Source organism: Streptomyces sp. NPDC046909, assembly GCF_040644695.1.
Lineage (GTDB): Bacteria > Actinomycetota > Actinomycetes > Streptomycetales > Streptomycetaceae > Streptomyces.
Genome location: NZ_JBEYXC010000002.1, coordinates 877,221 through 902,970, shown reverse-complemented (window position 1 = coordinate 902,970; position 25,750 = coordinate 877,221). Strand labels below are relative to the sequence as shown.

19 protein-coding genes are annotated in these 25,750 nt (G+C 70.9%); 7 read left to right on the top strand and 12 right to left on the bottom strand.

All coding sequences use genetic code 11. The features are described from left to right. The first annotated feature begins 88 nt into the window (after positions 1 to 88). Positions 89 to 2,326, top strand: coding sequence for a tetratricopeptide repeat protein (locus ABZ928_RS08290; protein ID WP_361515996.1), 2,238 nt, complete (start codon positions 89 to 91; stop codon positions 2,324 to 2,326). On the opposite strand, the gene ABZ928_RS08285 is transcribed toward ABZ928_RS08290, so the two are convergent. Next, a complete protein-coding gene (locus tag ABZ928_RS08285) occupies positions 2,313 to 4,046 on the bottom strand; it encodes a hypothetical protein (RefSeq protein ID WP_361515994.1) in 1,734 nt (577 codons plus the stop codon). The genes ABZ928_RS08290 and ABZ928_RS08285 overlap by 14 nt on opposite strands. Before the next feature lie 290 nt (positions 4,047 to 4,336). On the opposite strand from ABZ928_RS08285, the gene ABZ928_RS08280 reads away from it, so the two are divergent. Then, positions 4,337 to 4,780 (top strand): VOC family protein, encoded by a 444-nt coding sequence (locus tag ABZ928_RS08280; RefSeq protein ID WP_361516168.1) that lies wholly within the window; start codon positions 4,337 to 4,339, stop codon positions 4,778 to 4,780. Between the two features lie 21 nt (positions 4,781 to 4,801). Here the strand turns inward: ABZ928_RS08280 and ABZ928_RS08275 are convergent, their stop codons facing one another. Next, the gene (locus ABZ928_RS08275) at positions 4,802 to 7,186 is read right to left on the bottom strand and encodes an excinuclease ABC subunit UvrA (RefSeq protein ID WP_361515992.1); all 2,385 of its coding nucleotides are present in this window, start codon (positions 7,184 to 7,186) and stop codon (positions 4,802 to 4,804) included. A 187-nt stretch (positions 7,187 to 7,373) separates the two neighbouring features. Here ABZ928_RS08275 and ABZ928_RS08270 point away from each other — a divergent pair, with 187 nt between their 5' ends. Next, the gene (locus ABZ928_RS08270; protein ID WP_361515990.1) at positions 7,374 to 7,715 is read left to right on the top strand and encodes a VOC family protein; all 342 of its coding nucleotides are present in this window, start codon (positions 7,374 to 7,376) and stop codon (positions 7,713 to 7,715) included. A 70-nt stretch (positions 7,716 to 7,785) separates the two neighbouring features. Here ABZ928_RS08270 and ABZ928_RS08265 read toward each other — a convergent pair whose 3' ends face one another. After that, a complete protein-coding gene (locus tag ABZ928_RS08265; RefSeq protein WP_361515989.1) occupies positions 7,786 to 9,144 on the bottom strand; it encodes an MFS transporter in 1,359 nt (452 codons plus the stop codon). Positions 9,145 to 9,346: 202 nt separating this feature from the next. After that, positions 9,347 to 10,012, bottom strand: a complete 666-nt coding sequence (locus ABZ928_RS08260; protein ID WP_361515987.1) for a TetR family transcriptional regulator — start codon at positions 10,010 to 10,012, stop codon at positions 9,347 to 9,349. A 146-nt stretch (positions 10,013 to 10,158) separates the two neighbouring features. Here ABZ928_RS08260 and ABZ928_RS08255 point away from each other — a divergent pair, with 146 nt between their 5' ends. Both ABZ928_RS08255 and ABZ928_RS08250 read left to right on the top strand, forming a co-directional pair. Beyond that, a complete protein-coding gene (locus ABZ928_RS08255; RefSeq protein ID WP_361515985.1) occupies positions 10,159 to 11,034 on the top strand; it encodes a shikimate dehydrogenase in 876 nt (291 codons plus the stop codon). 14 nt (positions 11,035 to 11,048) lie between these two features. Then, positions 11,049 to 12,854: a TIM barrel protein gene (locus ABZ928_RS08250; RefSeq protein ID WP_361515983.1), complete on the top strand. Its 1,806-nt coding sequence runs from the start codon at positions 11,049 to 11,051 to the stop codon at positions 12,852 to 12,854. Here ABZ928_RS08250 and ABZ928_RS08245 read toward each other — a convergent pair. Further along, on the bottom strand, positions 12,841 to 14,271 hold the full coding sequence (locus ABZ928_RS08245; protein ID WP_361515981.1) for a membrane-associated oxidoreductase: 1,431 nt from the start codon (positions 14,269 to 14,271) through the stop codon (positions 12,841 to 12,843). The genes ABZ928_RS08250 and ABZ928_RS08245 overlap by 14 nt on opposite strands. 144 nt (positions 14,272 to 14,415) lie before the next feature. Next, positions 14,416 to 17,298 (bottom strand): peroxidase family protein, encoded by a 2,883-nt coding sequence (locus ABZ928_RS08240; protein WP_361515979.1) that lies wholly within the window; start codon positions 17,296 to 17,298, stop codon positions 14,416 to 14,418. A gap of 285 nt (positions 17,299 to 17,583) precedes the next feature. Here ABZ928_RS08240 and ABZ928_RS08235 point away from each other — a divergent pair, with 285 nt between their 5' ends. Further along, on the top strand, positions 17,584 to 18,783 hold the full coding sequence (locus ABZ928_RS08235) for a hypothetical protein (protein WP_361515977.1): 1,200 nt from the start codon (positions 17,584 to 17,586) through the stop codon (positions 18,781 to 18,783). Further along, a complete protein-coding gene (locus ABZ928_RS08230) occupies positions 18,744 to 18,890 on the top strand; it encodes a hypothetical protein (RefSeq protein ID WP_361515976.1) in 147 nt (48 codons plus the stop codon). Before ABZ928_RS08235 ends, ABZ928_RS08230 begins: the two co-directional genes overlap by 40 nt. Before the next feature lie 15 nt (positions 18,891 to 18,905). Here ABZ928_RS08230 and ABZ928_RS08225 read toward each other — a convergent pair whose 3' ends face one another. The 6 genes from ABZ928_RS08225 to tal are packed head-to-tail and all read right to left on the bottom strand — an operon-like array spanning position 18,906 to position 25,738. Then, a complete protein-coding gene (locus ABZ928_RS08225; RefSeq protein WP_361515974.1) occupies positions 18,906 to 19,493 on the bottom strand; it encodes a histidine phosphatase family protein in 588 nt (195 codons plus the stop codon). A gap of 7 nt (positions 19,494 to 19,500) precedes the next feature. Further along, positions 19,501 to 20,376, bottom strand: a complete 876-nt coding sequence (gene gnd / locus ABZ928_RS08220; protein WP_361515973.1) for a phosphogluconate dehydrogenase (NAD(+)-dependent, decarboxylating) — start codon at positions 20,374 to 20,376, stop codon at positions 19,501 to 19,503. A 1-nt stretch (position 20,377) separates the two neighbouring features. After that, positions 20,378 to 22,048, bottom strand: coding sequence for a glucose-6-phosphate isomerase (gene pgi, locus ABZ928_RS08215; protein WP_361515971.1), 1,671 nt, complete (start codon positions 22,046 to 22,048; stop codon positions 20,378 to 20,380). Next, positions 22,048 to 22,974 carry a glucose-6-phosphate dehydrogenase assembly protein OpcA gene (gene opcA / locus ABZ928_RS08210; RefSeq protein ID WP_361515969.1) on the bottom strand — a complete coding sequence of 309 codons (927 nt, stop codon included), beginning with the start codon at positions 22,972 to 22,974 and terminating at the stop codon, positions 22,048 to 22,050. The genes pgi and opcA overlap by 1 nt, the downstream gene beginning before the upstream one ends. After that, positions 22,971 to 24,596, bottom strand: a complete 1,626-nt coding sequence (gene zwf / locus ABZ928_RS08205; RefSeq protein ID WP_361515967.1) for a glucose-6-phosphate dehydrogenase — start codon at positions 24,594 to 24,596, stop codon at positions 22,971 to 22,973. Before zwf ends, opcA begins: the two co-directional genes overlap by 4 nt. Next, positions 24,593 to 25,738 carry a transaldolase gene (gene tal, locus ABZ928_RS08200; protein ID WP_361515966.1) on the bottom strand — a complete coding sequence of 382 codons (1,146 nt, stop codon included), beginning with the start codon at positions 25,736 to 25,738 and terminating at the stop codon, positions 24,593 to 24,595. The genes zwf and tal overlap by 4 nt, the downstream gene beginning before the upstream one ends. Positions 25,739 to 25,750 lie beyond the last annotated feature (12 nt).

The window sequence follows — 25,750 nt, the reverse complement described above, 5'->3', positions numbered from 1 at the left end:
TTGATTGACGTGCCGTCACTCCGACCGCGGCTCGCTAGGGTTGATCCACTGCGAGTGACGCGGAGCCTCGGACGGGGGAGCGATCGGCATGATGGACCTGATCTCGGTGGGGGCGATCAGCGCCGTTCTCACCACGGTCTGGCAGGGGATGGGCAGCGAGGCGGGCAAGTCGCTCTGGGTGTCGGCGGGCGGGCTGGTCCGCCGGATCGCCGGGCGGGAGGTGACGGCGCCCGCCACGTCCGCCCAACTGGACGGCGTGGTCCGGCTGGTGCACGAGCGGGTGCACTCGGATCCGCAACTGGCCGACTCCTGGCTGATGTTCGCCCGCACCGTCCCCGCGTCCGGGGCGTCGCCGGTCCGCCGTCGCCCGTCCCTGCCCAACGCCCCGCGCTACTTCACCGACCGCGAGACAGCGCTGAGGCTCCTCGACAAGGAGGCCAACCGCGCCCATGACGGCCGCCCGAGGCTCGCCCTCCTGCACGGCCGCGAAGGCATCGGCACCAGCACCCTCGCCCTCCACTGGGGCTGGCGGCAGACCGCCCGCTTCCCCGACGGCCAGACCTACGTCGACCTGCGCACCCTCGGCCCCGACGCCGCCGTCGCCCACGCCCTGCGCCAACTCGGCCTGCGGGACGAGGAGATACCCCCGGCCGCCCGCGACCGCGCGGAACTCCTCCGGCACTGTCTGGCCGAGCGCCGGATGCTCCTGGTCCTGGACCACGCCCGGTCCCTGGCACAGATCGAACCCCTGCTCACCTCAGCGCCCGGCGTGTTCACCATCGTCGTCGCCCCGCAGCCGCTCGTGGGCCTCGGCGCCCTGAACATCCCGGTCGGGCCCCTGGCGAAACGGGACGCCCGCCTGATGCTGGACCGCATCACCGACAAGTCCGCCGTCACCACGGCCCTCGCCACCCACCCCACCCTCCTCGACCGCTGCGCCGGCTCCCCGTACGCCCTGCACGCCGCCGCGCTGAGGCTGGCGCCCGCGGATCCGGAAGGACGGCTCACCGCGGCCGGGGGTGCCCCGGTCCGTACCGCCGCCCAGCCCGAAGGGGCGTCCATCCTGCCCGACAGCGACCCCGTCCATGCCGCCGCCGAGGACTCGTACCGTCTGCTCACCCCCGACGCCGCCCGTCTCTACCGCCTCGCCGCCCTCCGCGACTGGCCCGCCCTCGACACCGCGGCGGCCGCTCGCGCCGCGGACGTCGACCTCACACGGGCCGGTGAACTCCTCCGCGAACTCGTCGACGCACTGCTCATCGAGCGCGTCGACACCGGCCGCCACCGCTACCGCCCCGCCGTCCGTGCCCACGCCGAACGCACGGCATCCCTGGTCGACGGAGTACCGGCCTGCTCGGCGGCCGTCGCCCGCGTCGTCGAGGGCTACCGGCACCTGGCCGTCGTCGCGGCCCGCGCGGCGCTGCCGCAGAGCTGGCGCATCCCACCGGAGCCACCGGCCGGGTACACCGACCCCGGCGTAGCCGGCGTACCCGGCGTACCCGGCGTACCCGGCGTACCCGGCGCACCCGTCGGCGACGGCGGCCGGCGACTCGGTCTCACCCCCGGCGCAGCCGTCGCCGCCCTCGCCGCCGAGGCACCGAGCCTGGTCGAGGCGGTGCGGACGGCCGACGACTACCGCGACTGGGACACCGTCGTCCTGCTCAGCCAGTCCCTGTGGCCGCTCCAGCTCAAGGCCGGTCACCTCGATGTCCTGCTCCCCGCCCTGCGCACCGCGGCACGCGTCGCCGACGAGCGCTTCCCCGGCAGCCGCACCGCAGGCGCCCTGCACTTCCAACTCGCCCACTGCCTGATGGAGCTGACCCGCTGGGCCGAGGCCGAGACCGAGGTGCTCGCCGCCGCCCGCGACGAGCGCGCGGCGGGACATGTACGGGGTCACGCCTCGTCGGTCGAGCTGCTGGGCATCCTGCGGCTGCGCCAATGGCGGTCCGAGGAGGCGCTGGCGTGCTTCGAGGAGGCGTACGACCTCTACGGCACCATCGGCCCCGGCGACGAGGGGTTCGCCGACCTGCCCCGCGCCCGGGCGTTGCTGGACCGGCACCGGGGTCATGCCCTCGGACAGCAGGGCCGGCGCCAGGACGCGGTCGAGCTGCTCGGCCGCGCCCTGCGCTTCTTCCGCGACAGCGGCGAGGCCTACAACACCGCCCGCACGCTCACCGACCTCGCCGGTCTCCACGTGGACGGCGGTGAGCCGGACCTGGCGCTGCCGTTGATCGACGAGGCGCTCCCGGCGCTCGACGGCGAAGCGGCCGAGCACCATGTGCGGCGGCTGCGGGTGCTGCGGGAGCGGTGCGTCAGGCCGGAGTGACGTTCACCGTGTGCGTGACGCGGCCCGTGCGGACCCGCAGCCCATGGGCGAGCAGTTCCTCCAGCGACTTGCCCGCCCCCAGCCACGCGTGGAGCGCGGAGGCGTACCCAGCGGGGTCCGCGTCCCCGTCCGCGCCCATGCCTGCCGTCGTGAGGCGCAGCAGCTCCCCGGCACGGGTACGCACGACACACGACCCCGGCCGGGTGACGTACGCCGCGAGCGCGCAGTACCGATGCCGGTCAAGGACCTCCGTCGTCCACAGCGCGGGTGATCCGAACCGTGGGTCGGCCGCGTCTCCGTACCGGAACACCACATCCGCCAGGTCGAGTTGATCCGTCTCCCGCGTGTCCTCATGCACCGCGACATGCGTCTCGCCCTCGCCCACGGGTGCCGGATGCGGGCCCGCGAACCGGGTCACCGCGACCTCGCCGGAGCCGAGCAGCCTGGTCCGGACGGTGAGGGGCACGGTGGGGACCGCCGGTTCGTACGCCGGCAGGGGGAGCGGTACGAGACGGGCGGGTTCCTCGGGTTCGGGGATGCCGATCCGGTCGTAGAAGAGGCGGCGCAGGCGGGGTGCCGACTCGCCGGGTACCGAGCTGATGAACTCGGCCTCGGGGCCCATGGGTTGGCGTGCGAGGGCGTCGACTTGCGGGCGCAGTGGGCGTGTCGGGTCCAGGCGTGGTGCCGTGCGGACGAACTCGTGCACCGGGGCCTGGGGATCGAGCCCGTCGAGCGGTGCCGCCCCGAGCAGGACCGGGGTGCCGAGGGCGGCGGCGTAATAGGTGACCGAACCGTGGTCGCCGATCAACGCGTCGGCGGCGAGCAGGGTCTGGCGCCAGCCGTGCAGGGGGTCGATCAGGGTCAGGCCGGAGCGGCGGGCGCGGTCGAGCCAGGCGCGGATCTGGCCGGGGCCGTGGCCGTGCCAGATGTTGGGGTGCAGGACGGCCGCGAGCCGGTACTCGTCGGCCGGGAGCTCCGAGGTCAGCCGGGGGAGCAGGGAGGGCAGTACGTCATCGCCGCCGTCGCCGAACAACCCCTCGGGATTCCAGGTGGAGTTGAGGACGATCAGGCGCTGCCCGCGGCCCACGCCCAGGGCGCGGCGATAGCGGTCGCGGTACGCGCGGGCCGCCAGCATGCGGTCCCAGCAGGGGTCCCCGGCGATGACCGCGGTGGACGCGGCCTCCGGGCAGACGGCGCGCAGTCGCTCGTACTGCTCGGGGTGGGAGAGCACGAGGGCGTCGGCGAGGGGTTTCCCGTCCTCGTCGAGCAGCCACTCCGGTGACATCCCGAAGACCGGATCCGACCGCTCGCTCCCACCGACGGCCGTCGGGTGTCGGGTGTCGGGTGTCGCCAGCCTCTTAGTATATCCGACACCATGTGACAACACGGTCAATACACCGGAAAGTGCTCGGAGTTGACCGCCGAAGCTCGCTGACAGCGCGAGTGCGACCGGAGTCCTGATCGCCTGCTCCCACGGCAGCACGCTCACCTCGGTCCCCGCCAGCAGTTCGGTCAGCCCCGACTGGAACGCCGACGAGCCGGGGGAGGTCGCCAGCAGCTGCAATCTCAAGTCGTCGTGGAAGAGCGGGAGTACGTCGAGGAGACGGGTCGCCGCGGTGACGTTGTGGACGACGAACAGCACTGGGAGGCTCTTGCCCCGCGTGGTCCAGCGGGCGGCGTCGTCGCCGACCGGCACCCGTATCCAACCGGCCCCCGTCACGCCCTCGCCGCCTCTCGCCGCCCGCTCCTGTGATCGGGCAACGATAGACAACGGCCGCTCCGCGCGTACCGGCCGCCCCTGAAACCGGCCGGTACGCGCGAAGCCCTCCCTCCCCGGGCCGACGGGAAGTGTGGCGCGCCTGTTCGTTTCTGCTCGCTCCGGCCGATGTTCTTGCTGAAAACGTCAGCTGTCAACGGGGGCGGAGCGGCTTGTGCGGTCCTAGGACCCGCGGCGCAGGACGGACGACCGATGGTCCCGCGATCACCCGTCCCCTAGGCTTCCGGAGGAGAATCCGCAGCTCAAGAGGACGTCAGGATGGTCGGAATGCTGTCAACGGCCGCAGCCACATCCGTATCGCCCGCCCCTCCCGCGACCTCACGGCCGCCGAGCGGTTCTGGGCCGACGGGCTCGGCCTGGCCGTCGTATGGCGGGCGGAGGGCGGCACCGAACCGGGCGAGCACGATCTGCTCATGCTCGGCTGGCCCGACGCCGAGTGGCATCTGGAACTCGTCCACGAGGCCGGGCACCCCGTCGAGCCCCGGCCCACGGAGGAGGACCTCCTGGTGATCTACGTGGACGGGCCGGTGCCGGAGGACCTCGTCGCGCGGCTCGAACAGCACGGCGGCAAGCGGGTCCCCTCGCCCAACCCCTACTGGAACGAGTGGGGCGTGACGGTCGAGGACCCGGACGGCTACCGGCTGGTGCTGTGCGAGCGCGCCTGGTCCAACTCATAGCCGGACCAGGCACGTTCAGGTTCACGCCCCGACATACTCCGCGAGATGCTCCCCCGTGAGCGTCGAGCGGTCCGCGATCAGGTCTGCCGGTGTCCCCTCGAAGACGATTCGCCCGCCGTCGTGCCCGGCGCCCGGGCCGAGGTCGATGATCCAGTCGGCGTGTGCCATGACCGCCTGGTGGTGCTCGATGACGATGACGGACTTGCCGGAGTCGACCAGCCGGTCGAGCAGGCCCAACAGCTGCTCCACATCGGCGAGATGGAGTCCGGTCGTCGGCTCGTCGAGCACGAGGACCCCGCCCTTCTCGCCCATGTGCGTGGCCAGCTTCAGCCGCTGCCGCTCGCCGCCCGACAGGGTCGTCAGGGGCTGCCCGAGGGTGAGATAGCCGAGGCCGACGTCCGCGAGCCGCTCAAGGATCTTGTGCGCCGCCGGCGTACGCGCCTCGCCCGCGCCGAAGAACTCCTCCGCCTCGGTCACCGACATCGCGAGCACCTCGCTGATGTCCCGGCCGCCCAAGTGGTACTCCAGGACCGCCGCCTGGAACCGCTTCCCCTCGCACTCCTCGCAGGTGGAGGCGACCCCGGCCATCATCGCCAGGTCGGTGTAGACGACGCCGGCGCCGTTGCACGTGGGGCAGGCGCCCTCGGAGTTGGCGCTGAACAGGGCCGGTTTCACGCCGTTGACCTTGGCGAAGGCCTTGCGGATCGGCTCCAACAGCCCTGTGTATGTGGCCGGGTTGCTGCGCCGGGAGCCGCGGATGCCCGTCTGGTCGACCGTGATCACCCCGTCCTGCCCGGAGACCGAGCCGTGGATGAGGGAGCTCTTGCCGGATCCGGCGACCCCGGTGACCACGACCAGCGCGCCGAGCGGGATGTCGACGTCGACGTCCCGAAGGTTGTTGGTGGCGGCGCCGCGCACTGCCAGCACGCCCGACGGCTCGCGCACCGAGTCCTTCAGCGAGGCCCGGTCGTCCAGGTGCCGTCCGGTGAGCGTGTCGCTGGCCCGCAGCCCCTCGACCGTGCCCTCGAAGACCACCTCGCCGCCCGCCGTACCGGCCCGCGGGCCGAGGTCCACGACATGGTCGGCGATCTCGATCGCCTCCGGCTTGTGCTCCACGACCAGCACGGTGTTGCCCTTGTCGCGCAGCTGGAGCAGGAGTTCGTTCATGCGGCGGATGTCGTGCGGGTGCAGGCCGATCGTCGGCTCGTCGAAGACGTACGTCACATCGGTGAGGGAGGAGCCGAGGTGGCGGATCATCTTGGTGCGCTGGGCCTCGCCGCCCGAGAGGGTGCCCGAGGGGCGGTCGAGGCTGAGGTAGCCGAGGCCGATCTCGACGAACGAGTCGAGTGAGTGCCCGAGGGAGGCGAGCAAGGGGGCCACGGACGGCTCCTTGAGCCCGCGGACCCAGCCGGCCAGGTCGTCGATCTGCATCGCGCAGACGTCGGCGATGTTCTTCCCCTTGATCTTCGACGCCCGCGCCTCCGGGCTGAGCCGGGTGCCCTCGCACTCCGGACACGTCTGGAAGGTCACCGCCCGCTCCACGAAGGCCCGGACGTGCGGCTGGAGCGCGTCGACGTCCTTCGACAGGAACGACTTCTGGATCTTCGGGATCAGCCCTTCGTACGTCAGGTTGATGCCCTCGACCTTGATCTTGGTGGGCTCCTTGTGGAGGAGGTCGTGCAGCTCGCGCTTGTTGAACCGGCGGATCGGCTTGTCCGGGTCGAAGAAGCCGCAGCCGCGGTAGATACGGCCGTACCAGCCCTCCATGCTGTAGCCGGGGATGGTCAGGGCGCCCTCGTTGAGCGACAGGCTGTCGTCGTACAGCGCCGTCAGGTCGAAGTCGCTGACCGCGCCCATGCCCTCGCAGCGCGGACACATGCCGCCAAGGCGGTGGAAGGTGGCCTTCTCCGCCTTGGTCCTGCCGCCGCGCTCCACGGTGATCGCGCCGCTCGCCGACACCGACGGGACGTTGAAGGAGTACGCGTTGGGCGGGCCGATGTGCGGGCTGCCGAGGCGGCTGAACAGGATTCGTAGCATCGCGTTGACGTCGGTGACGGTGCCGACGGTCGAGCGGGCGTTGGCGCCCATCCGCTCCTGGTCGACGATGATCGCCGTGGTCAGACCGTCCAGTACGTCGACCTCGGGACGCGCCAGCGTCGGCATGAAGCCCTGCACGAACGCGCTGTACGTCTCGTTGATCAGCCGCTGCGACTCGGCGGCGATGGTGTCGAACACCAGCGAGCTCTTGCCCGAACCGGAGACCCCCGTGAACACCGTCAGCCTGCGTTTGGGGATCTCGATGCTGACGTCCTTGAGATTGTTCTCGCGCGCGCCGTGCACGCGGATCAGATCGTGACTGTCGGCGGGGTGCGCCGCGGGCGACGGGGCGTTCGTCGTCTTGGCCATCTCATCGTCTCCATGTTCGGGAGCTCGGAGTCTTCGTGTGCGGGAGCTCGGAGTCTTCGAGCATCCTTCACGCTAGGCGCCGTCCAGGGGTGGGCGCTTCTCGAAAACTGACGGTTCCCTCCCGGCCGCGCCGTGCCCGAGCCGCCGGTCCTTGCCACCCGGCCCACGCCTCACTAGCCTCCCGCGCGTGATCAATGGGGCACATGTGGTGATCCACAGCCGTGACAGCGAGGCGGACCGCGACTTCCTGCGGGAGGTGCTGGGCTGGTCCCACGTCGACGCCGGACGCGGATGGCTGATCTTCAAGGCGCCGCCGACGGAGGTCGCCTGCCATCCCACGGACGGCGAGGCGACGTACGAGCTGATGCTGATGTGCGACGACGTCGAGGCCACCACCGCCGAGCTGGCGAACAAGGGCGTCGCGTTCGTCCGCCCGCTCCAGGACGCCGGCTGGGGCAGGGTCACCGGCTTCCGGCTGCCCGGCGGCGCCGAGGTCGGGCTGTACGAGCCGCGTCACCCGCGCCCGTAGCCCGTACGAAAGCCCGAGTCCCCGGAGCCGTTGCGGCGTCCGGGGACTCGGGAGTCCTGCGGGGGAGAGGTCAGGCGGTCACGGCCTCCCGCTCCGCAGCCGATCGCGGGGTGCGCTCGCCGAGCAGCTCCGTCGGGACCGTGTGGGTCTCGCGGGCCGTGAGGGCGGCGATGACCGGTGGGACGCACAGGGCGGCGGTGAACAGGGCGACCGACGACCAGTCGTTGCCGTCGGGGCCCGCGATCTGCGCGGCGAAGGTGACCGCGAACCCGGCCACGGCGAAGCCGATCTGGGTGCCGATCGCCATGCCGGACAGCCGGACGCGGGTCGTGAACATCTCGCCGTAGAAGGACGGCCACACACCGTTCGCGGCGCTGTAGACCACGCCGAAGGTGACGATGCCGAGGAGCAGGATCAGCGGGTAGTTGCCCGTGGAGATCGCCCACAGGTAGGCGAACATCGCGATCGCGCTGCCGACAGCGCCGATCAGATAGACCGGGCGGCGGCCGATGCGGTCCGACAGCGTGGCCCACGCCGGGATGGCGCCGAGGGCGACCAGGTTGGCCAGCGCGCCCACCCACAGCATCGAGGACCGGCTCATGCCGACGGAGTCGCTCGTCGCGTACGCCAGCGCCCACACCGTGAAGATCGTCGAGACCGAGGCGATCAGCGCGCCCGCGACCACCCGCAGCACGTCCGCCCAGTGGTTGCGGGCCAGGAACGCGAGCGGCAGCTTCACGACGCCCTCGGTGGCGGTCTGCTGCTCGAAGGCCGGGGTCTCCGCCAGCTTGCGCCGGATGACATAACCGACGACCGCGACCGCGATGCTCAGGAAGAACGGGATCCGCCAGCCCCACGACAGCAGCTGGTCCTCGGGGAGCGCGGCGATCGGGATGAAGGCGAGGGTGGCGAGGAGCTGACCGCCCTGGGTGCCGCTGAGGGTGAAGCTGGTGAAGAAGCCGCGCCGGTTCGGCGGCGCGTGCTCCAGCGACATGGAGTTCGCGCTCGCCTGCTCACCGGCGGCGGAGATGCCCTGGAGGACCCGGCACAGCACCAGCAGGACCGGGGCGAGACCGCCGACCTGGGCGCGGGTGGGCAGACAGCCGATGAGGAACGTCGACAGGCCCATCAGGATCAGCGTGAAGACCATGATCCGCTTGCGGCCGACCTTGTCGCCGAAGTGGCCCAGGAAGAGCGCGCCGATGGGACGGGCGGCGTACGCGACACCGAACGTGGCCAGCGACAGCAGGGTCGCGTTGGCCGGGTCGGACTCGTCGAAGAAGACCTTCGGGAAGATCAGCGCGGCCGCGCTGCCGTAGATGAAGAAGTCGTAGTACTCCAGCGCGCTGCCGATCCAGGCGGCAGTGGCCGCCTTCTTCGGCTGCCCGACGGATTCGGCAGGGTCGCGGGGTGCGGCGTTTGAGGCCACGGGGTTGCTCCTTTGGGGAACTCCAACGTAAGCGGAGTGAGCGGCGGGAAGAAGTGCCTGACCTCGTGGGGGTGTGCTGGGTCGGCCGCGCTGGCTCCTCGAGGGTCTGCGGTTAATTAACCCACTAGGTAGTTAGTAGCGCTTGGGTAGGGATGTTGCGCCCGCGTTTCCCACGTGTCAAGAGGTCGGGTCGAAGGATCTTCTAGTCCGCGATGCGCTCCGCGGTCAGGTAGGCGATCACCATGTCGCCCAGCATGTTCCGGTAGTGCTCGCGCTGCGCCGGGTCGATCAGGTCGCGGCCGAACAGAGCCCCGAAGGTGTGCCGGTTGGCGACCCGGAAGAAGCAGAAGGAGCTGATCATCGCGTGCAGGTCGACGGCGTCCACGTCGGCCGTGAACAGCCCGGACTCCCGGCCCGACGCCAGGATCCGGCGAATGACCTCCAGGGCCGGCGAGCCCATCTTCCCGAGTTCCTCGGAGGCGGCGATGTGCTCGGCCTCGTGGATGTTCTCGATGCTGACCAGGCGGATGAAGTCCGGGTGCTGCTCATGGTGGTCGAAGGTGACCTCGGCGAGCCTGCGGATGGCGGCGACCGGGTCCAGGTGCTCGACGTCCAGCTTCTGCTCGGCCTCGCGGATCACCCCGTACGCCCGCTCCAGGACGGCCGTGAACAGCTGCTCCTTGCCGCCGAAGTAGTAGTAGATCATCCGCTTCGTGGTGCTGGTGAGGGCCGCGATGTCGTCGACCCGGGCCCCGGCGAAGCCGACCCGGGCGAACTCGTGGGTCGCCACGTCCAGGATCTCGGCCTTGGTGCGCGCGGCGTCCCGCGTGCGCCCGCCTGGTCGTGCCGGTTCTTCGACGCTGGTCATCGGGTTCCTTCGGGTGTGCGGCCAGTGCCGCGATTCTAGAAGCCCGGTCATCCCGCGGGACGGGTGAGGGCTTCCCAAGCGAGCGCGACGGATGCTATGACTAACTCACTAGTTCGTACATTAGTGAGCCGCTCAGGAGGTCCGCCGTGGCCAAGGACTCGTATCTCGTCGGACTGATCGGTGCGGGCATCGGCCCCTCGCTCAGCCCGGCCCTGCACGAGCGGGAGGCCGACCGCCAGGGTCTGCGCTATCTGTACCGGCTCATCGACATCGACGTGCTCGGTGTCGCTCCCGAGGCGGTCGGCGAGCTGCTGCGGTCCGCCCGGGACACGGGTTTCGACGGGCTCAACATCACGCACCCGTGCAAGCAGCTCGTCATCGAGCACCTCGACGCGCTCTCCCCGCAGGCCGAGGCGCTCGGCGCGGTCAACACCGTCGTCTTCGAGGACGGCCGGGCGATCGGCCACAACACCGACGTGACCGGCTTCGCCGCCTCCTTCGCCCGCGGCCTGCCCGACGTACCGCTGGAGAAGGTCGTCCAGCTGGGCGCGGGCGGCGCGGGCGCGGCCGTCGCACACGCCACGCTCACCCTGGGCGCCGAGCGGGTCACCGTTGTGGACGCGCTGGCCGACCGGGCCGCGGAGCTGGCCGCGTCCCTGAACCGCCACTTCGGCGCGGGACGCGCCGCCCACGCGGGACCGGACCGCCTCCCGGAGCTGCTCGCGAGCGCCGACGGAATCGTCCACGCCACCCCCACCGGCATGGCCGCCCACCCCGGCCTCCCCTTCGCCGCCGAGCTCCTGCACCCCGGTCTGTGGGTCGCCGAGGTCGTCTACCGCCCGCTGGAGACGGAACTCCTGCGCACCGCCCGCGAGATCGGCTGCGCCACCCTGGACGGCGGCGGCATGGCGGTCTTCCAGGCCGTGGACGCGTTCCGTCTCTTCACCGGCCGGGAACCCGACAGCGCGCGGATGCTCGCCGACATCGCCGAGCTCGCCGGTGCCGTGGGAACCCCGAAGTAGGAAGAGGTACCGACGTGCGTACGTCCATCGCCACCGTCTCCCTCAGCGGATCCCTCACCGAGAAACTCACGGCCGCCTCCCGGGCCGGCTTCGACGGGGTGGAGATCTTCGAGAACGACCTCCTCGCCAGCCCCCGCACCCCCGAGGAGATCCGCACCCGCTGCGCCGACCTCGGCCTCACCATCGACCTCTACCAGCCGATGCGGGACATGGAGGCGGTCCCCGAGGAGCTGTTCGCGGCCAATCTGCGCCGCGCCCGCCACAAGTTCGAGCTGATGGGCCGCCTCGGCACCGACACCGTCCTCGTCTGCTCCAGCGTCCACCCCCTCGCCGTGGACGACGACGCCCTCGCCGCCGAGCAGCTGGGCCGACTGGCCGATCTGGCCCAGGAGTTCGGCATCAAGGTCGCCTACGAGGCGCTGGCCTGGGGCCGGCACGTGAGCACGTACGACCACGCCTGGCAGATCGTGAAGGCCGCCGACCATCCGGCGCTGGGCACCTGCCTGGACAGCTTCCACATCCTGTCCCGGGGCTCGGATCCGAAGGGTATAGAGGACATCCCCGGCGAGAAGATCTTCTTCCTCCAGCTCGCCGACGCCCCGCTGCTCGCGATGGACGTCCTCCAGTGGAGCCGCCACTACCGCTGCTTCCCGGGACAGGGCGGATTCGATGTACCGGATCTTGTACGCCGTGTATTGCATACAAGCTACGACGGTCCGCTCTCCCTGGAAGTCTTCAACGACGTCTACCGGCAGGCCGACGCAGTCCCCACCGCCGTGGACGCCCACCGCTCACTCCTGGTCCTCCAGGAGGCGGTCGGCGTGACCGCCCCGCCCGCGCCCGTCGTCCCCACCGGTGTCGCCTTCGCCGAGCTGGTCACGCCCGACGCCGAGCCGGTCTCCGCGGTACTCGGCGCGCTGGGCTTCGCCCGTACGGCACGGCATCGCAGCAAGCCGGTGGACCTGTGGCAGCAGGGCGAGGCACGGCTGCTGGTCAACACAGGGCCGGCCGGACGCCGGGACGGCACGGGGCTCGCCGCGATCGGTCTGGAGTCTCCCGACCCCGCCGGCGCGGCCCGCCGCGCGGAGGCCCTGCTGGCACCGGTCCTCCCGCGCCGCCGCGCCGTCGAGGACGCCCCGCTGGACGCCGTGGCGGCGCCCGACGGCACGGAACTCTTCTTCTGCGCGACGGACCGCCCCGAACTGCCCAACTGGCGGGGCGACTTCGGGGACGTGCCGCATGAGCCGGGGACGGGTGGGGAGGGGAGCACCGATCATCGGGTCCGCCGCATCGACCATCTGGCCCTCGTCCAGCCCTGGCACCAGTTCGACGAGGCGACGCTCTTCCATCGCAGCGTCCTCGGACTGCACGCCCAGGAGAGCGTGGACGTCGCCGACCCGTACGGGCTCATGCGCAGCCGCGCGGTGACCAACACCGACGGCAGCGTCCGTATCGCGCTGAGCGTCGGCGCGGCGCCCACGGACGACACCGTGCACGCCCAGCACCTCGCGTTCGCCACGGACGACGTGGTCAGCGCGGCCCGCCGCTTCCGGGACGCGGGCGGCCGCCTGCTGCCGATCCCCGCCAACTACTACGACGACCTCGCGGCCCGATTCGAGTTCGCCGACGGCGAGTTGGAGACCTACCGCGAACTCGGCATCCTCTACGACCGCGACGCGTACGGCACCTTCCGCCACTGCTACACCCGCACGGTGGGCCGGGTCTTCTTCGAACTGGTCCAGCGCGACGGCTACCGAGGCTACGGCGCCCCGAACGCGCCCGTGCGGCTGGCCGCGCAGCACGGGGTCACTGGCGGCTGACGGCCCGGGTCACACCGGTCACCACGGTCGTGGCGAGGATCCACCCGGTGATGACCAGGGCATAGGAGAGCGCCTGATACCCGCCCTTCGGGGCGAACGCGCCCTCCTGCCCGAACGAGATCACCGGCAGCAGCAGGTCCAGCGTGAAGAACACCGGGTTGAAGTCCGGGTGTTCGCCCGCCTTCAGCGGCGGCGGCTCGTGCACGGCGTACGCGACCGAGCCGAGCGCGAGCAGGGAGACCAGCCACGCGCAGGCGCGCAACGGGCGGAAGCCGTAGCCGACGGTGACGTCCTGGAGGTAGCCCCAGAGGCGGCCGTACCAGGCGCGGGTGCGTCTGAGCCTGCGCTGCTTGGCGAGTTGGACCTGGCGGGCGGCGTGGTCGTCACCGATGCGCTGGTACAGCCCGGTCAACTGCTCGTAGGCGTGCGGGACATAGCCGTCGACGTCCCGCTCCAGCACCGGCAGCCAGCGCTCGGCGGGGACGTGCGGGGACAGCATGGTGTAGCTGAGGCCGTTGAGCCGTACCTCGCCGGGCAGGGTCTCCGGGGCCACGCGCAGGAGGTCGGTCTGGGTCTGCCGGAAGTTCACCGAACCGGAGAGGGGCTCGGCTTCGTTGAGCCACAACTCCCCGATCACCGAGCTGCTCGCCTGGAGCACGGTGTGGCCGGGGTGCGACAGCCGGGAGTGGGCGAGATCGAGCCGGCCGGTGACGCGGGCGCCGCGCAGGTCCAGCCGGCCGAGAGCGGTGAGGCGCCTGGCGTGCAGGTCGGAGGCCACGGAGAGGGTCTCGGCGTCGAGGGCGGTGCCGCCGGGGTTCTCCAGCGTGGCGTCGTGGAGGTTGACCGACGCGGCGACGGTGGCGTCGTTGATGACCATCCGGCCCCGGACCCGCGTCCAGGACGCCACCAGGTCCTCCCCGATGGAGGAGTGGTTGAGCCGCAGCGCGGGCTCCTCGCCGCCGTCCGGGGCGTGGAACTCGGCCCGGTCGATGAACAGCGCCCCGGAGATCTGGGACCCCGCGAGGCTCACCGGGCCCCGGAACCGGCAGTCCGTCAGCCGCAGCACGCCCTCCACGCACAGGGTCGCGGCGGCCAGGCCCGGCAGTACCGAGCCGGTCAGGTTGAGCTGCCGGAACCGGCTGCCGTAGAGGCGGGGCACCTCGTCGAAACGGCACTGACTCAGCCGTACATACGTCTCGACCGTCCCGTACTGCACATCGAGCACCCCGGTGATCCGGGCCCCGGACACCTTCAGCCCGGGGATCTCCCCGTCCCGGCGGGGCCCGTTGAGCATGAGGGCCCGCAACACCGAGGCCCGCAGCGCCTGTTCGGGGCCGTCGCTCAGGTCCACGGCGGCCCCGGTCGGGAACGCCTCCCGCACCTGCCGCTCGACCGGGGTCAGCTCGTCGATCTCCACGCACCGGGACTCTAGTCCCACAACTCCGCATGCAGGGACGTCCCGTTTGTGTTCCGGGACATCGAGGCGGCGGTCGAGGACCCGTACCTTCGCCCGCAGGTAGTACGTGCCGGTGCCGTCGATCCGGTCAGCCCCGGATGTCCGTCAGCCGCCCTCACGCGCGCCGCCGTCGCCCGTCGGGCGTACCGTCCGCCACGGTGCGAACGCGCCGGCCCCGCGCGGCAGCAGGGCCGCAAGCTCCGGGCAGTGCCGCAGGACGACGGAGTTCATGCCGCCCTTCTCCACCCAGTCGATGCCGAGCGGTGTGTACACCTCGGGCCGGTAGTCGACGTTGAGGAAGCGGTCGGACTGGAGCCGCCTGCTCGCCATCAGGATGAAGACGCGGAACGCGGTGTCGCTGAAGCCGAAGCCCGTCGGCGGGTTCTCCCCGAACAGGCCCACCACGGTGTCGATCTCGTCGACCGAGCGGTAGACCTCCTTGAGCCGCGCCAACGTCTCGGCGTTCTCGGTGAGTTCCTCGAAGGAGCGGATGCGCTGCTTGTGCAGTCCCTCACGGAAGTCGTTGTAGCGCGGGACGCCCCGCCGCCGGGTGCGGACCAGGTCCACGACCGACAGATCGATGATCTCGCCGTCCCGCTCGAACGCCTGGAGCGAGCGAGGGAAGTTGTGGAGGGTGATCGCGCCCGGGTGCGCGATGCCGAAGGAGTACAGCGAGTTCGCCAGGCCCGTCTTGCGGATCCGGCTCTCCGCCGCGCCGCCCTGGATGTCGAGGAAGCCGACCTTCTCCAGGCGTTGTCCGAAGTGGTGCTCGCGCAGCTCGAAGTCGTCCGGGATCAGGGGGTGCATCCGGTAGACGGTGACGAAGTCCTCGGTCAGCGAGTACGGGGCCGCGTGATGGTCGGGCAGGGTCTTCGGGATGCCGGTCAGGGAGTGCGCCTCGAACAGCCACAGGCCCAGCTGGTTCAGCCAGTTCTTCGGCGGGCCCTGCCAGTTGGTCTTGAGGGCGATGTCGATGGCCTCGGTGGCGAGGATCGCCGGGGTCCACTCCACGGTGTGGATCTTCGCGATGAGAGCCGACACGACCAGACGGGCCGTGTGGTGGATGCGCTCCTCGCTCATCGACGGATACTCCGAACGCAGCGCCCCGCACACGGCGTTGTGCTCCCGCGCGAACAGCGTGTGCATGGCGCTCAGGCCCATCCACCAGCTGTCGTTGAACCCCGTCAGCGGGATGCCGCCGTTGGTCCCGGTCGGCAAGTGCCCGTCCTCCAGGCGGAGTTCGGCACGGCCGTCCGGCTCGCGCAGGAAGCGGGCGGTCTGTTCGTCGGCGCCGTACACCTCCGAGCCGTCCCACCAGTGCGAGGCGGTGTTGCCGAAGAGGATCGGCGGGCGGTCGCCGGGCTGCTCGATGCCCTCGTTCTCCGCGAACCGCATCACGCTCTCGGCGGGACCGCCCGGCGTGTTGTGCCAGGGTCCGCTGCCGGGCGGCAACGGCACCTCGACACTGCGCTCACCGGGCTTGTACCGGCGGTGGTTGACCCAGTCGTGCACCTGGAACTGGATCCAGGCCGCCGCCAGCACGTTCAGCGAGGTCGCGGGCACGAAGCTCTCGCGGTACAGGAGTTGGCGGCTGACGGTGACCGGGTTCGGGGTGTCGAAGAGGTCGGGCCGGTAGACCGGCGTCAGATTGCGGCCGAAGGCCGAGCCGACCGCGCCCATCGCGGGGGCCGACAGATCGTTGTGCGTCCCGTCGTACGACCGCTCGCCGCGCAGCCGCTCCGGGATCGGCGCCGGCACCGGCTGGGCGCGCGGCGGGGCCTCGCGCGGCTCGGTGTCGAGGAGGTTGCGGCGGCGCAGCACCTTGCGCAGGAACACCAGGTTCAGCAGGCTCAGCTGCAATGGCAGCCGGTGCCAGGGGACATACCGGTTCAGCAGGGCGAAGCCCGCCTCCAGGGGCCGGCCGAGCACCCGGTTGCGGAGCGGCTCCTCGGTGACGAAGCGCAGGCCGAGGCGGTGGGCGCCGCTCGCCTGGTACGCGGCCTTGCGCGCCCGGTTGATGTTGCCGAGCGGCCGGAACTCGTCGGTCGTGTACCAGGGATTGAATGCGATGTCCTGGATCCTGCGTACCGTCGCCCGCGCCTCCGCCGTATCCAGATCCTGGCTCGGAATGGTCAGCCGGGCCACCGGCAGCGCGGGGGAGACCCCGTCCCTCCACTCCACCGACGCGTCCTCGACCGGGGTGCGCCGCTCGTCGACGTACCGCTGCACGCACAGGTCGTAGCTCACGTCCGCCTGCGCGAGCCGGTGCGCGAACTCGCGGTGCAGGAAGTCCGGGTCCCGGCGGTCGGGGGCCGGCGCGGGCGGGCTGCCCGGGGCGGGGCGCAGCAGATAGCGCACGGGTCCGGCCTCGCCCCACAGGATCGCGCCCCGGCTCCAGAAGGTCTCCCCGGCAAGGGAGTTCACCGTGTGCCGAGTCGCCGCCTGAACGTTTCGCCTCATCCGGTTCGCGGTGCCGAGGCCCACCGCCAGCGGCAGCTTCACGAACAGCCCGAACGCCTTCTGGAGGGGGCTGCGCGCGCCCGCCATCGCCTTGGCGAACGCCACGAACTCCCGGGCGTCGCGGGCGTGCGAGACCGGATAGCTCGTCGCGAGCAGATCGTGGCTCTCCTCCTCCGACACCCGCACCCGTACCGCCGCGCCCCGCAGGTCCGGCGAGCCGTCGCCCTGCCGGATGCCGCTCGCGTTGGACAGCCGTACCACCGCCGGATACTCGGCGCCCGGCTGGGCGAACCCGACGCGCAGCGCCGCCGGGAGGTCGTCGTGGAAGCGCAGCCGCGCGTTCTCCACGGCCACCGGCGCCTTGGCGTGGAAGGCCCGCTCGATGCCCCCGCCGCCACCGGCCCGGCGATTCCTGACCTGCACCTTCATCAGCTCGCGGGCCAGCTGCTCGAACACCAGCCGTTCCGCCTCGGGGCTGCCGCCTTCGTACCGCTCGTAGAGCTGTTCGTGCCGCGCGGTCTCGGTCATCGGTCGCTTCCTTCGTGCGGATGCGTACGGGACAGGGGCCAGCACGCTACCGACGGCCGAAGAGCACGCGCAGCGAGGGTTCGCGCCGATGTGCGCCGTCTTGCGCCCCATGCGAACAATTGCACGGATGCGGTAATCAGGCACGTCAGCAAGGGGTGCCGGAGCCCCCGCTCACGACGCGCGCCGCCCCCGTTTCCCACCCACCCCATCCGGCCGCACCCGGCTTGGCCGGGGAGCGACGCCCCGCCGGTTGACGGCGCACGGCCGCGGTGGTGTGGTCCGTCCATGCGGGACAGCCATGTGAAGGGGCCTGGCTTCGCCGCCCTGCGCCCCTGCAAACAGGAGACCGATCCGAGCAGTTTCCCCGTCTACCCCGACCTGGTGGACCGGCTCGTGGCGAACAAGGAGCAGCCCGATCCCGACGGGGTGATCCCGCACGTCATGGCGGTCTGCTCCGCCTACTCGTACGCCGGTTTCCAGTACCGCGGGGACCCCGGGACCCTCGCGGTGATGATGGCGCGGCTCGGTCTGGACGAGAACGACATCCGGCTCTTCGAACAGCGGGTCGACGCCCTGTACATCGCCTCCGCCGCCTACCTCGTCCAGGACAAGGACCGCCGGATCGCGATCCTCTGCTACCGGGGCACCCAGCCCGAGGACATCATCAGCATCCTCACCGACGCCGACGTCCGCCCCGAGACCCTCGCCGTCGAACTCGAAGGCCGCCGCCACGAGGTCCACGCCGGCTTCTACCGCAACGTCCGCGCCACCCGCCACCATGTCGTCGAGGCCCTGGAACGCGCGGTGCGTGGCGAGTCCGTCGCCCCCGACGAGCCCGGCACCAAGGGCGACGGTCTGGAGGCGCTCTACATCACCGGGCACAGCCTCGGCGGCGCGATGGCCGCGATCATGGCGATGATCCTGGTGCACGAGCCCCGCTACCGGCACATCACCGAGCGGCTCAAGGGCGTCTACACCTTCGGCCAGCCCATGATCGGCGGCCCGGACCTCGCCCGCGCCTGCGAGGAGGCACCCGGACCGCACGACACCCACGTCCTGCGCGACCGGCTGCTCCGCTACATCTTCGACCGCGACGTGGTCCCCGCCCTGCCGCCCCGCCCCGTCGGCCCCTACGCCCCGTTCGGCCGCGAGTTCCTCCCCCACTGCCTAAAGGGCGTGGGAGGTGCCCCCACCGCAGGCCCCGCGGCCTCACCGACACGGCCCTCGCTTTCGCCGCCGACTCGGCGGTCGACACCCTCACCCTGCCCGCCGACGTCCTGCGCGCGACCGCGAACCGCGACTGGGGAGGGCTGGCGGTCCGTCTCACCGACGGGATGCGGCGGTCCGTACGACCCCTGCCGCGCACCGGCACCCAGGGCTGGACGGAAGTCCCCGAACCGGGCCTGCACTACCCCCAGACGGACAGCCTCGCGGGTCTCGCGGTGGTGGCGCCGCTCGCCTTCTTCGCCACCCGGCTCGCGCTGACCCGGACCATCCCGTTCAGGTACTCCTTCGACGACCACGGCCCGGGCCACTACGTCAACTCCCTCGCCCCACCAGGGGTGTTGAGCGAGTTCGGCGACGTGTTGTAGCCCGGGCCGGGGTGTTCAGAGCCGTGCGTTCCACTCCGCGATGACGGGGCGGCCGTGTTCGGTGGACAGCCGGCTGACCGTACCCGTCGCCAGCTGGAACAGCCGCCCGTCGGCGGGCTCCAGGCCCAGCCGACGAGCCGTCAGCACCCGCAGGAAGTGGGCGTGCGCCACGAGGACCACGTCCCCGTCCGGCAGCGCCGCGTCCACCCGGGCCAGCACCCGGTCGGCCCGCGCCCCCACCTCGGCGGGCGACTCGCCCGGATGCCCCTCCGGGCCGGGCGGCACGCCGTCGGTCCACAGGTACCAGTCGGGGCGGGTCCGGTGGATGTCGACGGTGGTGACGCCCTCGTAGCCGCCGTAGTCCCACTCGTGCAGATCGTCAAAGGGCAACGCCCCGGTGATGCCCGCGAGTTCGGCGGTGCGTATCGCGCGGCCCAGCGGGCTGGTCAGCGCGAGCGAGAAGGTCCGTCCGGACAGGAGCGGAGCGAGCGCCTTGGCCTGCTCCTCACCGTGCGAGGTGAGGGGCAGGTCGGTCCAGCTGGTGTGCTGTCCCGACACGCTCCACTCCGTCTCCCCGTGGCGGACCAGCAGGAGATCCCCCACGGTGCGCCTACTTCGACTCGACGGCGTGCCCGCCGAACTGGTTGCGCAGCGCCGCGATCATCTTCATCTGCGGTGAGTCGTCCTGACGGGACGCGAACCGCGCGAAGAGGGAAGCGGTGATCGCGGGCAGCGGTACGGCGTTGTCGATGGCGGCCTCGACGGTCCACCGGCCCTCGCCGGAGTCCTCCGCGTAGCCGCGCAGCTTGTCCAGGTGTTCGTCCTCGCCCAGGGCGTTGACGGCCAGGTCGAGGAGCCAGGAACGGATGACCGTGCCCTCCTGCCAGGACCGGAAGACCTCGCGTACGTCGGTGACGGAGTCGACCTTCTCCAGGAGCTCCCAGCCCTCGGCGTAGGCCTGCATCATGGCGTACTCGATGCCGTTGTGGACCATCTTCGCGAAGTGCCCGGCGCCGACCTTGCCGGCGTGGACGAACCCGAAGTCGCCCTCGGGCTTCAGCGCGTCGAAGACCGGCTGCACCTTCGCCACGTGCTCGGCGTCGCCGCCGACCATGAGCGCGTAGCCGTTCTGGAGGCCCCACACACCGCCGGAGACACCGGCGTCGACGAAGCCGATGCCCTTGGCGCCGAGCTCCTCGGCGTGCTTCTCGTCGTCCGTCCAGCGGGAGTTGCCGCCGTCGACGACCGTGTCACCGGGGGAGAGCAGGTCGCCCAGCTCGTCCACGACGGACTGGGTGGGGGCGCCGGCCGGCACCATCACCCAGACCACGCGCGGGCCTTCGAGCTTGTCGACGAGCTCGGCGAGGCTCGCCACGTCGGAGACTTCGGGGTTGCGGTCGTAGCCGATGACGGTGTGCCCTGCGCGGCGGATCCGCTCGCGCATGTTGCCACCCATCTTGCCCAGGCCGATGAGTCCGAGCTGCATCTCAGTGCACTTCCTTCAGTTCACGGTAAGCGGCCACGAGGGCGGCGGTTGACGCGTCGAGGCCGGGGACCGAGCCCGCCGCGTCAGCGGCTGATGTAAAGGTTTCGGTGAGGGCGGGCTCGACCCGCTTGGCGAGCACCTTGCCCAGCTCGACGCCCCACTGGTCGAAGGAGTCGATGTGCCAGACGGCGCCCTGTACGAACACCTTGTGCTCGTACAGCGCGATCAGCTGGCCGAGGACCGACGGGGTCAGTTCCTTCGCCAGGATCGTCGTGGTCGGGTGGTTGCCCTGGAACGTCTTGTGGCTGACCAGTTCCTCGGCCACGCCCTCCGCGCGTACCTCGTCCGGCGTCTTGCCGAAGGCGAGGGCCTGTCCCTGAGCGAACAGGTTCGCCATCAACAGGTCGTGCTGTGCCTTGAGTTCGTCGCTGAGCTCGTCCACCGGCTTGGCGAAGCCGATGAAGTCCGCCGGGATCACCTTGGTGCCCTGGTGGATCAACTGGTAGTACGCGTGCTGCCCGTTGGTGCCGGGCGTGCCCCACACCACCGGACCGGTCTGCCAGTCCACGGGCCGGCCGTCACGCTGCACCGACTTGCCGTTGGACTCCATGTCCAGCTGCTGCAAGTAGGCGGTGAACTTGGACAGGTAGTGGCTGTACGGCAGTACCGCGTGCGACTGGGCGCCCAGGAAGTTGCCGTACCAGATGCCCAACAGGCCCAGGATCAGCGGGGCGTTGGCCTCGGCGGGGGCGCTGCGGAAGTGCTCGTCGACGATGCGGAAGCCGTCGAGCATCTCGCGGAAGCGGTCCGGGCCGATGGCGACCATCAGGGAGAGCCCGATCGCCGAGTCGTAGGAGTAGCGGCCGCCGACCCAGTCCCAGAACTCGAACATGTTGTCCGGGTCGATGCCGAACTCGGTGACCTTGCCGCCGTTCGTCGACAGTGCGACGAAGTGCCTGGCGACCGCCTTCTCGTCCCCGCCCAGACCTTGGAGCAGCCAGGAGCGGGCCGAGGTGGCGTTGGTGATGGTCTCGATGGTGGTGAACGTCTTGGACGCGACGATGAACAGCGTCTCCGCCGGGTCCAGGTCGTGCACGGCCTCGTGGAGGTCGGAGCCGTCCACGTTGGAGACGAACCGGAAGGTCAACTCCCGTGCCGTGAAGGCGCGCAGCGCCTCGTACGCCATCGCCGGGCCCAGGTCCGAGCCGCCGATGCCGATGTTGACGACGTTCTTGATCCGGCGGCCCGTGTGGCCGGTCCACTCGCCGGAGCGGACCCGGTTCGCGAAGCCGGCCATCTTGTCGAGCACGGCGTGCACCTGCGGCACGACGTTCTCGCCGTCGACCTCGACCACCGCGTCGGCCGGGGCCCGCAGCGCGGTGTGCAGGACCGCCCGGTCCTCGGTGACGTTGATCTTCTCGCCGCGGAACATGGCGTCCCGCAGGCCGAACACATCGGTGGCGGTGGCCAGTTCCTGGAGCAGGGCGAGGGTCTCGTCCGTGATCAGGTGCTTGGAGTAGTCGATGCGCAGATCGCCGACGCGTACGACGTACCGCTCCGCGCGCCCGGGGTCGTTCGCGAACAACTCCCGCAGATGCGTGAGCCCTTGGGCGCGATGGTCCTCCAGGGCGGTCCACTCGGGCCGCCGGGTGAGGGTGGGGGTGTCGGACATCAGCCGTTCTCCTTGGTGCCCTCGCCCCGCAGGGCGACGGCGTACATCTCGTCCGCGTCGAGGCGCCGCAGTTCCTCGGCGATGAGTTCGGAGGTGGTGCGGACCTTCAGCGCGAGGGTGCGCGAGGGCTGGCCGGGCAGCGACAGCGTGGCCAGCGGGCCCTCGGGGCGGTCGATGACGATCTCGCCGCTCGCGGTGCCCAGACGCACGGCCGTGACGACCGGACCGGCGGTGACCACGCGGTCGACCTTGACGCCGAGACGCGCCTCCAGCCAGCGGGCCAGCAGCTCGGCGGCCGGGTTCTCCTCCTCGGCCTCCACGGCCGCCGAGGTGATCTTCGCGCGGGCCTGGTCGAGCGCGGCGGCCAGCATCGAACGCCACGGGGTCAGCCGGGTCCAGGCGAGGTCGGTGTCACCGGGGGCGTAGGAGTTCACCCGGGTCTTGAGGACCTCAAGGGGGTTCTCCACCGCGTACAGGTCGGTGATCCGGCGCTGCGCCAGCGCGCCCAGCGGGTCCTTGCTCGGGTTCTCCGGCGCCTCCACCGGCCACCACACGACGACCGGCGCGTCCGGCAGCAGCAGCGGCAGCACCACGGAGTCGGCGTGGTCGGACACCTCGCCGTACGTCCGCAGGACCACCGTCTCACCGGTGCCGGCGTCGGCGCCCACCCGCACCTCGGCGTCCAGCTTGGACGACTGGCGGTCGCGGGGGGTGCGGGCGTGCCGCTTGATGACGACCAGGGTGCGCGAGGGGTGCTCGTGCGAGGCCTCCTCGGCCGCCTTGATCGAGTCGTAGGCGTTCTCCTCGTCCGTGACGATGACCATCGTCAGGACCATGCCCACGGCAGGGGTGCCGATGGCGCGGCGGCCCTGCACCAGCGCCTTGTTGATCTTGCTTGCCGTGGTGTCGGTCAGGTCGATCTTCATGGCCTGCGCCAGCTCCGTCCGTCTCGTGCGAGCATCTCGTCGGCTTCCTCGGGACCCCAGCTGCCCGACGCGTACTGCGCGGGCTTGCCGTGCCGTGCCCAGTACTCCTCGATCGGGTCGAGGATCTTCCAGGACTCTTCCACTTCCTGGTGACGGGGGAACAGGTTCGCGTCACCGAGGAGGACGTCCAGGATGAGCCGCTCGTACGCCTCGGGCGAGGACTCGGTGAACGACTCGCCGTAGGCGAAGTCCATCGACACGTCCCGGATCTCCATCGAGGTGCCCGGAACCTTCGACCCGAACCGCACCGTCATGCCCTCGTCCGGCTGGACGCGGATGACGATCGCGTTCTGCCCGAGCTCCTCGGTGGCCGTGGAGCCGAAGGGGGAGTGCGGGGCGCGCTTGAAGACGACCGCGATCTCCGTGACCCGGCGGCCGAGCCGCTTGCCGGTGCGCAGATAGAACGGGATGCCCGCCCAGCGCCGATTGTCGACCTCCAGCTTGATGGCCGCGTAGGTGTCGGTCTTCGACTGCGGGTCGATGCCCTCCTCCTGGAGGTACCCGGCCACCTTCGCACCGCCCTGCCAGCCCTCGGCGTACTGCGCCAGCACGGTGTGCTCGCCGATGTTCTCCGGCAGCCGCACCGACTTCAGCACCTTGAGCTTCTCGGTGAGCAGCGACTCGGCGTCGAAGGCGATGGGCTCCTCCATGGCGGTCAGCGCCATCAGCTGGAGGAGGTGGTTCTGGATGACGTCACGGGCGGCGCCGATGCCGTCGTAGTACCCGGCACGGCCGCCGATGCCGATGTCCTCCGCCATGGTGATCTGTACGTGGTCGACGTACGACCGGTTCCAGATGGGCTCGTACATCTGGTTGGCGAAGCGGAGCGCCAGGATGTTCTGGACGGTCTCCTTGCCGAGGTAGTGGTCGATCCGGAAGACCTGCTCCGGGTCGAACACGTCGTGCACGAGGGCGTTCAGCTCCCGCGCACTGGCGAGGTCGCTGCCGAACGGCTTCTCGATGACCGCGCGCCGCCAGGAGCCCTCGCGGGCGTCCGCCAGGCCGTGCTTCTTCAGCTGCTGGACGACCTTCGGGAAGAACTTCGGCGGTACGGAGAGATAGAAGGCGTAGTTGCCGCTGGTGCCCCGGGAGGCGTCCAACTCGTCGACGGCGGCGCGCAGTTGCTTGAACGCCTGGTCGTCGTCGAAGTCGCCCGGGATGAACCGCATGCCCTCGGCGAGCTGCTGCCAGACCTCCTCGCGGAACGGCGTCCGCGAGTGCTCGCGCACCGAGTCGTGCACGACCTGCGCGAAGTCCTGGTCCTCCCAGTCCCGGCGGGCGAACCCGACGAGCGAGAAGCCCGGCGGCAGCATGCCGCGGTTGGCCAGGTCGTACACGGCCGGCATCAGCTTCTTGCGGGACAGGTCACCGGTGACACCGAAGATGACGAGCCCCGAGGGACCGGCGATGCGGGGCAGCCGCCGGTCGCGGGGGTCGCGGAGGGGGTTCTCCCAGTCGAACCCGGCCCAGGCCTCGGAGGTCACCGAGGCTGCTTCGGCCGCCTCGCCGGCTTCGACTGTCCCGGCGGTTGCGACCGTCTCGTTGGCAGGAGTCTCGGTCATTCCGCGTCGACCCCCTTGCTGTCCAGCGACTTGGCGACGGTGGCCAGCAGGTCGTTCCACGCCACCTCGAACTTGGCGACGCCCTCGTCCTCCAGCTGCTGCACGACCTCGTCGTAGGAGATCCCGAGAGCCTCTACGGCGGCCAGGTCCGCGCGCGCCTGCGCGTAGCCGCCGGTGACCGTGTCGCCGGTGATCTCGCCGTGGTCGGCGGTGGCGTTCAGCGTCGCCTCCGGCATGGTGTTGACGGTGCCGGGCGCGACCAGGTCGTCGACGTACAGCGTGTCCTTGTACGCCGGGTCCTTGACGCCGGTCGAGGCCCACAGCGGGCGCTGCTTGTTGGCCTTGGCGCCGGCGAGAGCGGTGAAGCGCTCACCCGCGAAGACCTCTTCGTACGCCTCGTACGCGAGCCGCGCGTTGGCGAGGGCCGCCTTGCCCTTGAGGGCGAGGGCCTCGTCCGTGCCGAGGACGGTCAGCCGCTTGTCGATCTCGGAGTCGACGCGGGAGACGAAGAAGGAGGCGACGGAGTGGATGGTGGAGAGGTCGATGCCCTTCGCGGCGGCCTTCTCCAGACCGGCCAGGTAGGCGTCCATGACCTCGCGGTAGCGCTCAAGGGAGAAGATCAGCGTGACGTTGACGCTGATGCCGAGGCCGATGACCTCGGTGATCGCCGGGAGACCGGCCTTCGTCGCCGGGATCTTGATCATCACGTTGGGGCGGTCGACGAGCCAGGCGAGCTGCTTGGCCTCGGCGATCGTGGCCCGCGTCCGGTGGGCGAGGCGGGGGTCGACCTCGATCGAGACGCGCCCGTCACGGCCGTTGGACGCCGTGTATACGGAATCCAGAATATCGGCGGCGGCCCGCACATCGGCGGTCGTCATCATTCGTACGGCCTCGTCGACCGTCACGCCGCGCACGGCGAGGTCGGTCAGCTGCTCCTCGTAGCCCTCACCCGAGCCGATGGCGGCCTGGAAGATGGACGGGTTCGTGGTGACGCCCACGACGTTCTTGTTCTCGACGAGCTCGGCGAGGTTCCCGGACTCGATCCGCTTGCGCGACAGGTCGTCCAGCCAGATGGAGACGCCCTCGTCGGACAGGCGCTTGAGTGCTCCCGCGGTCGCGGTTGCTTCGGTCACAGTGATCATCTTCTTTCTGGC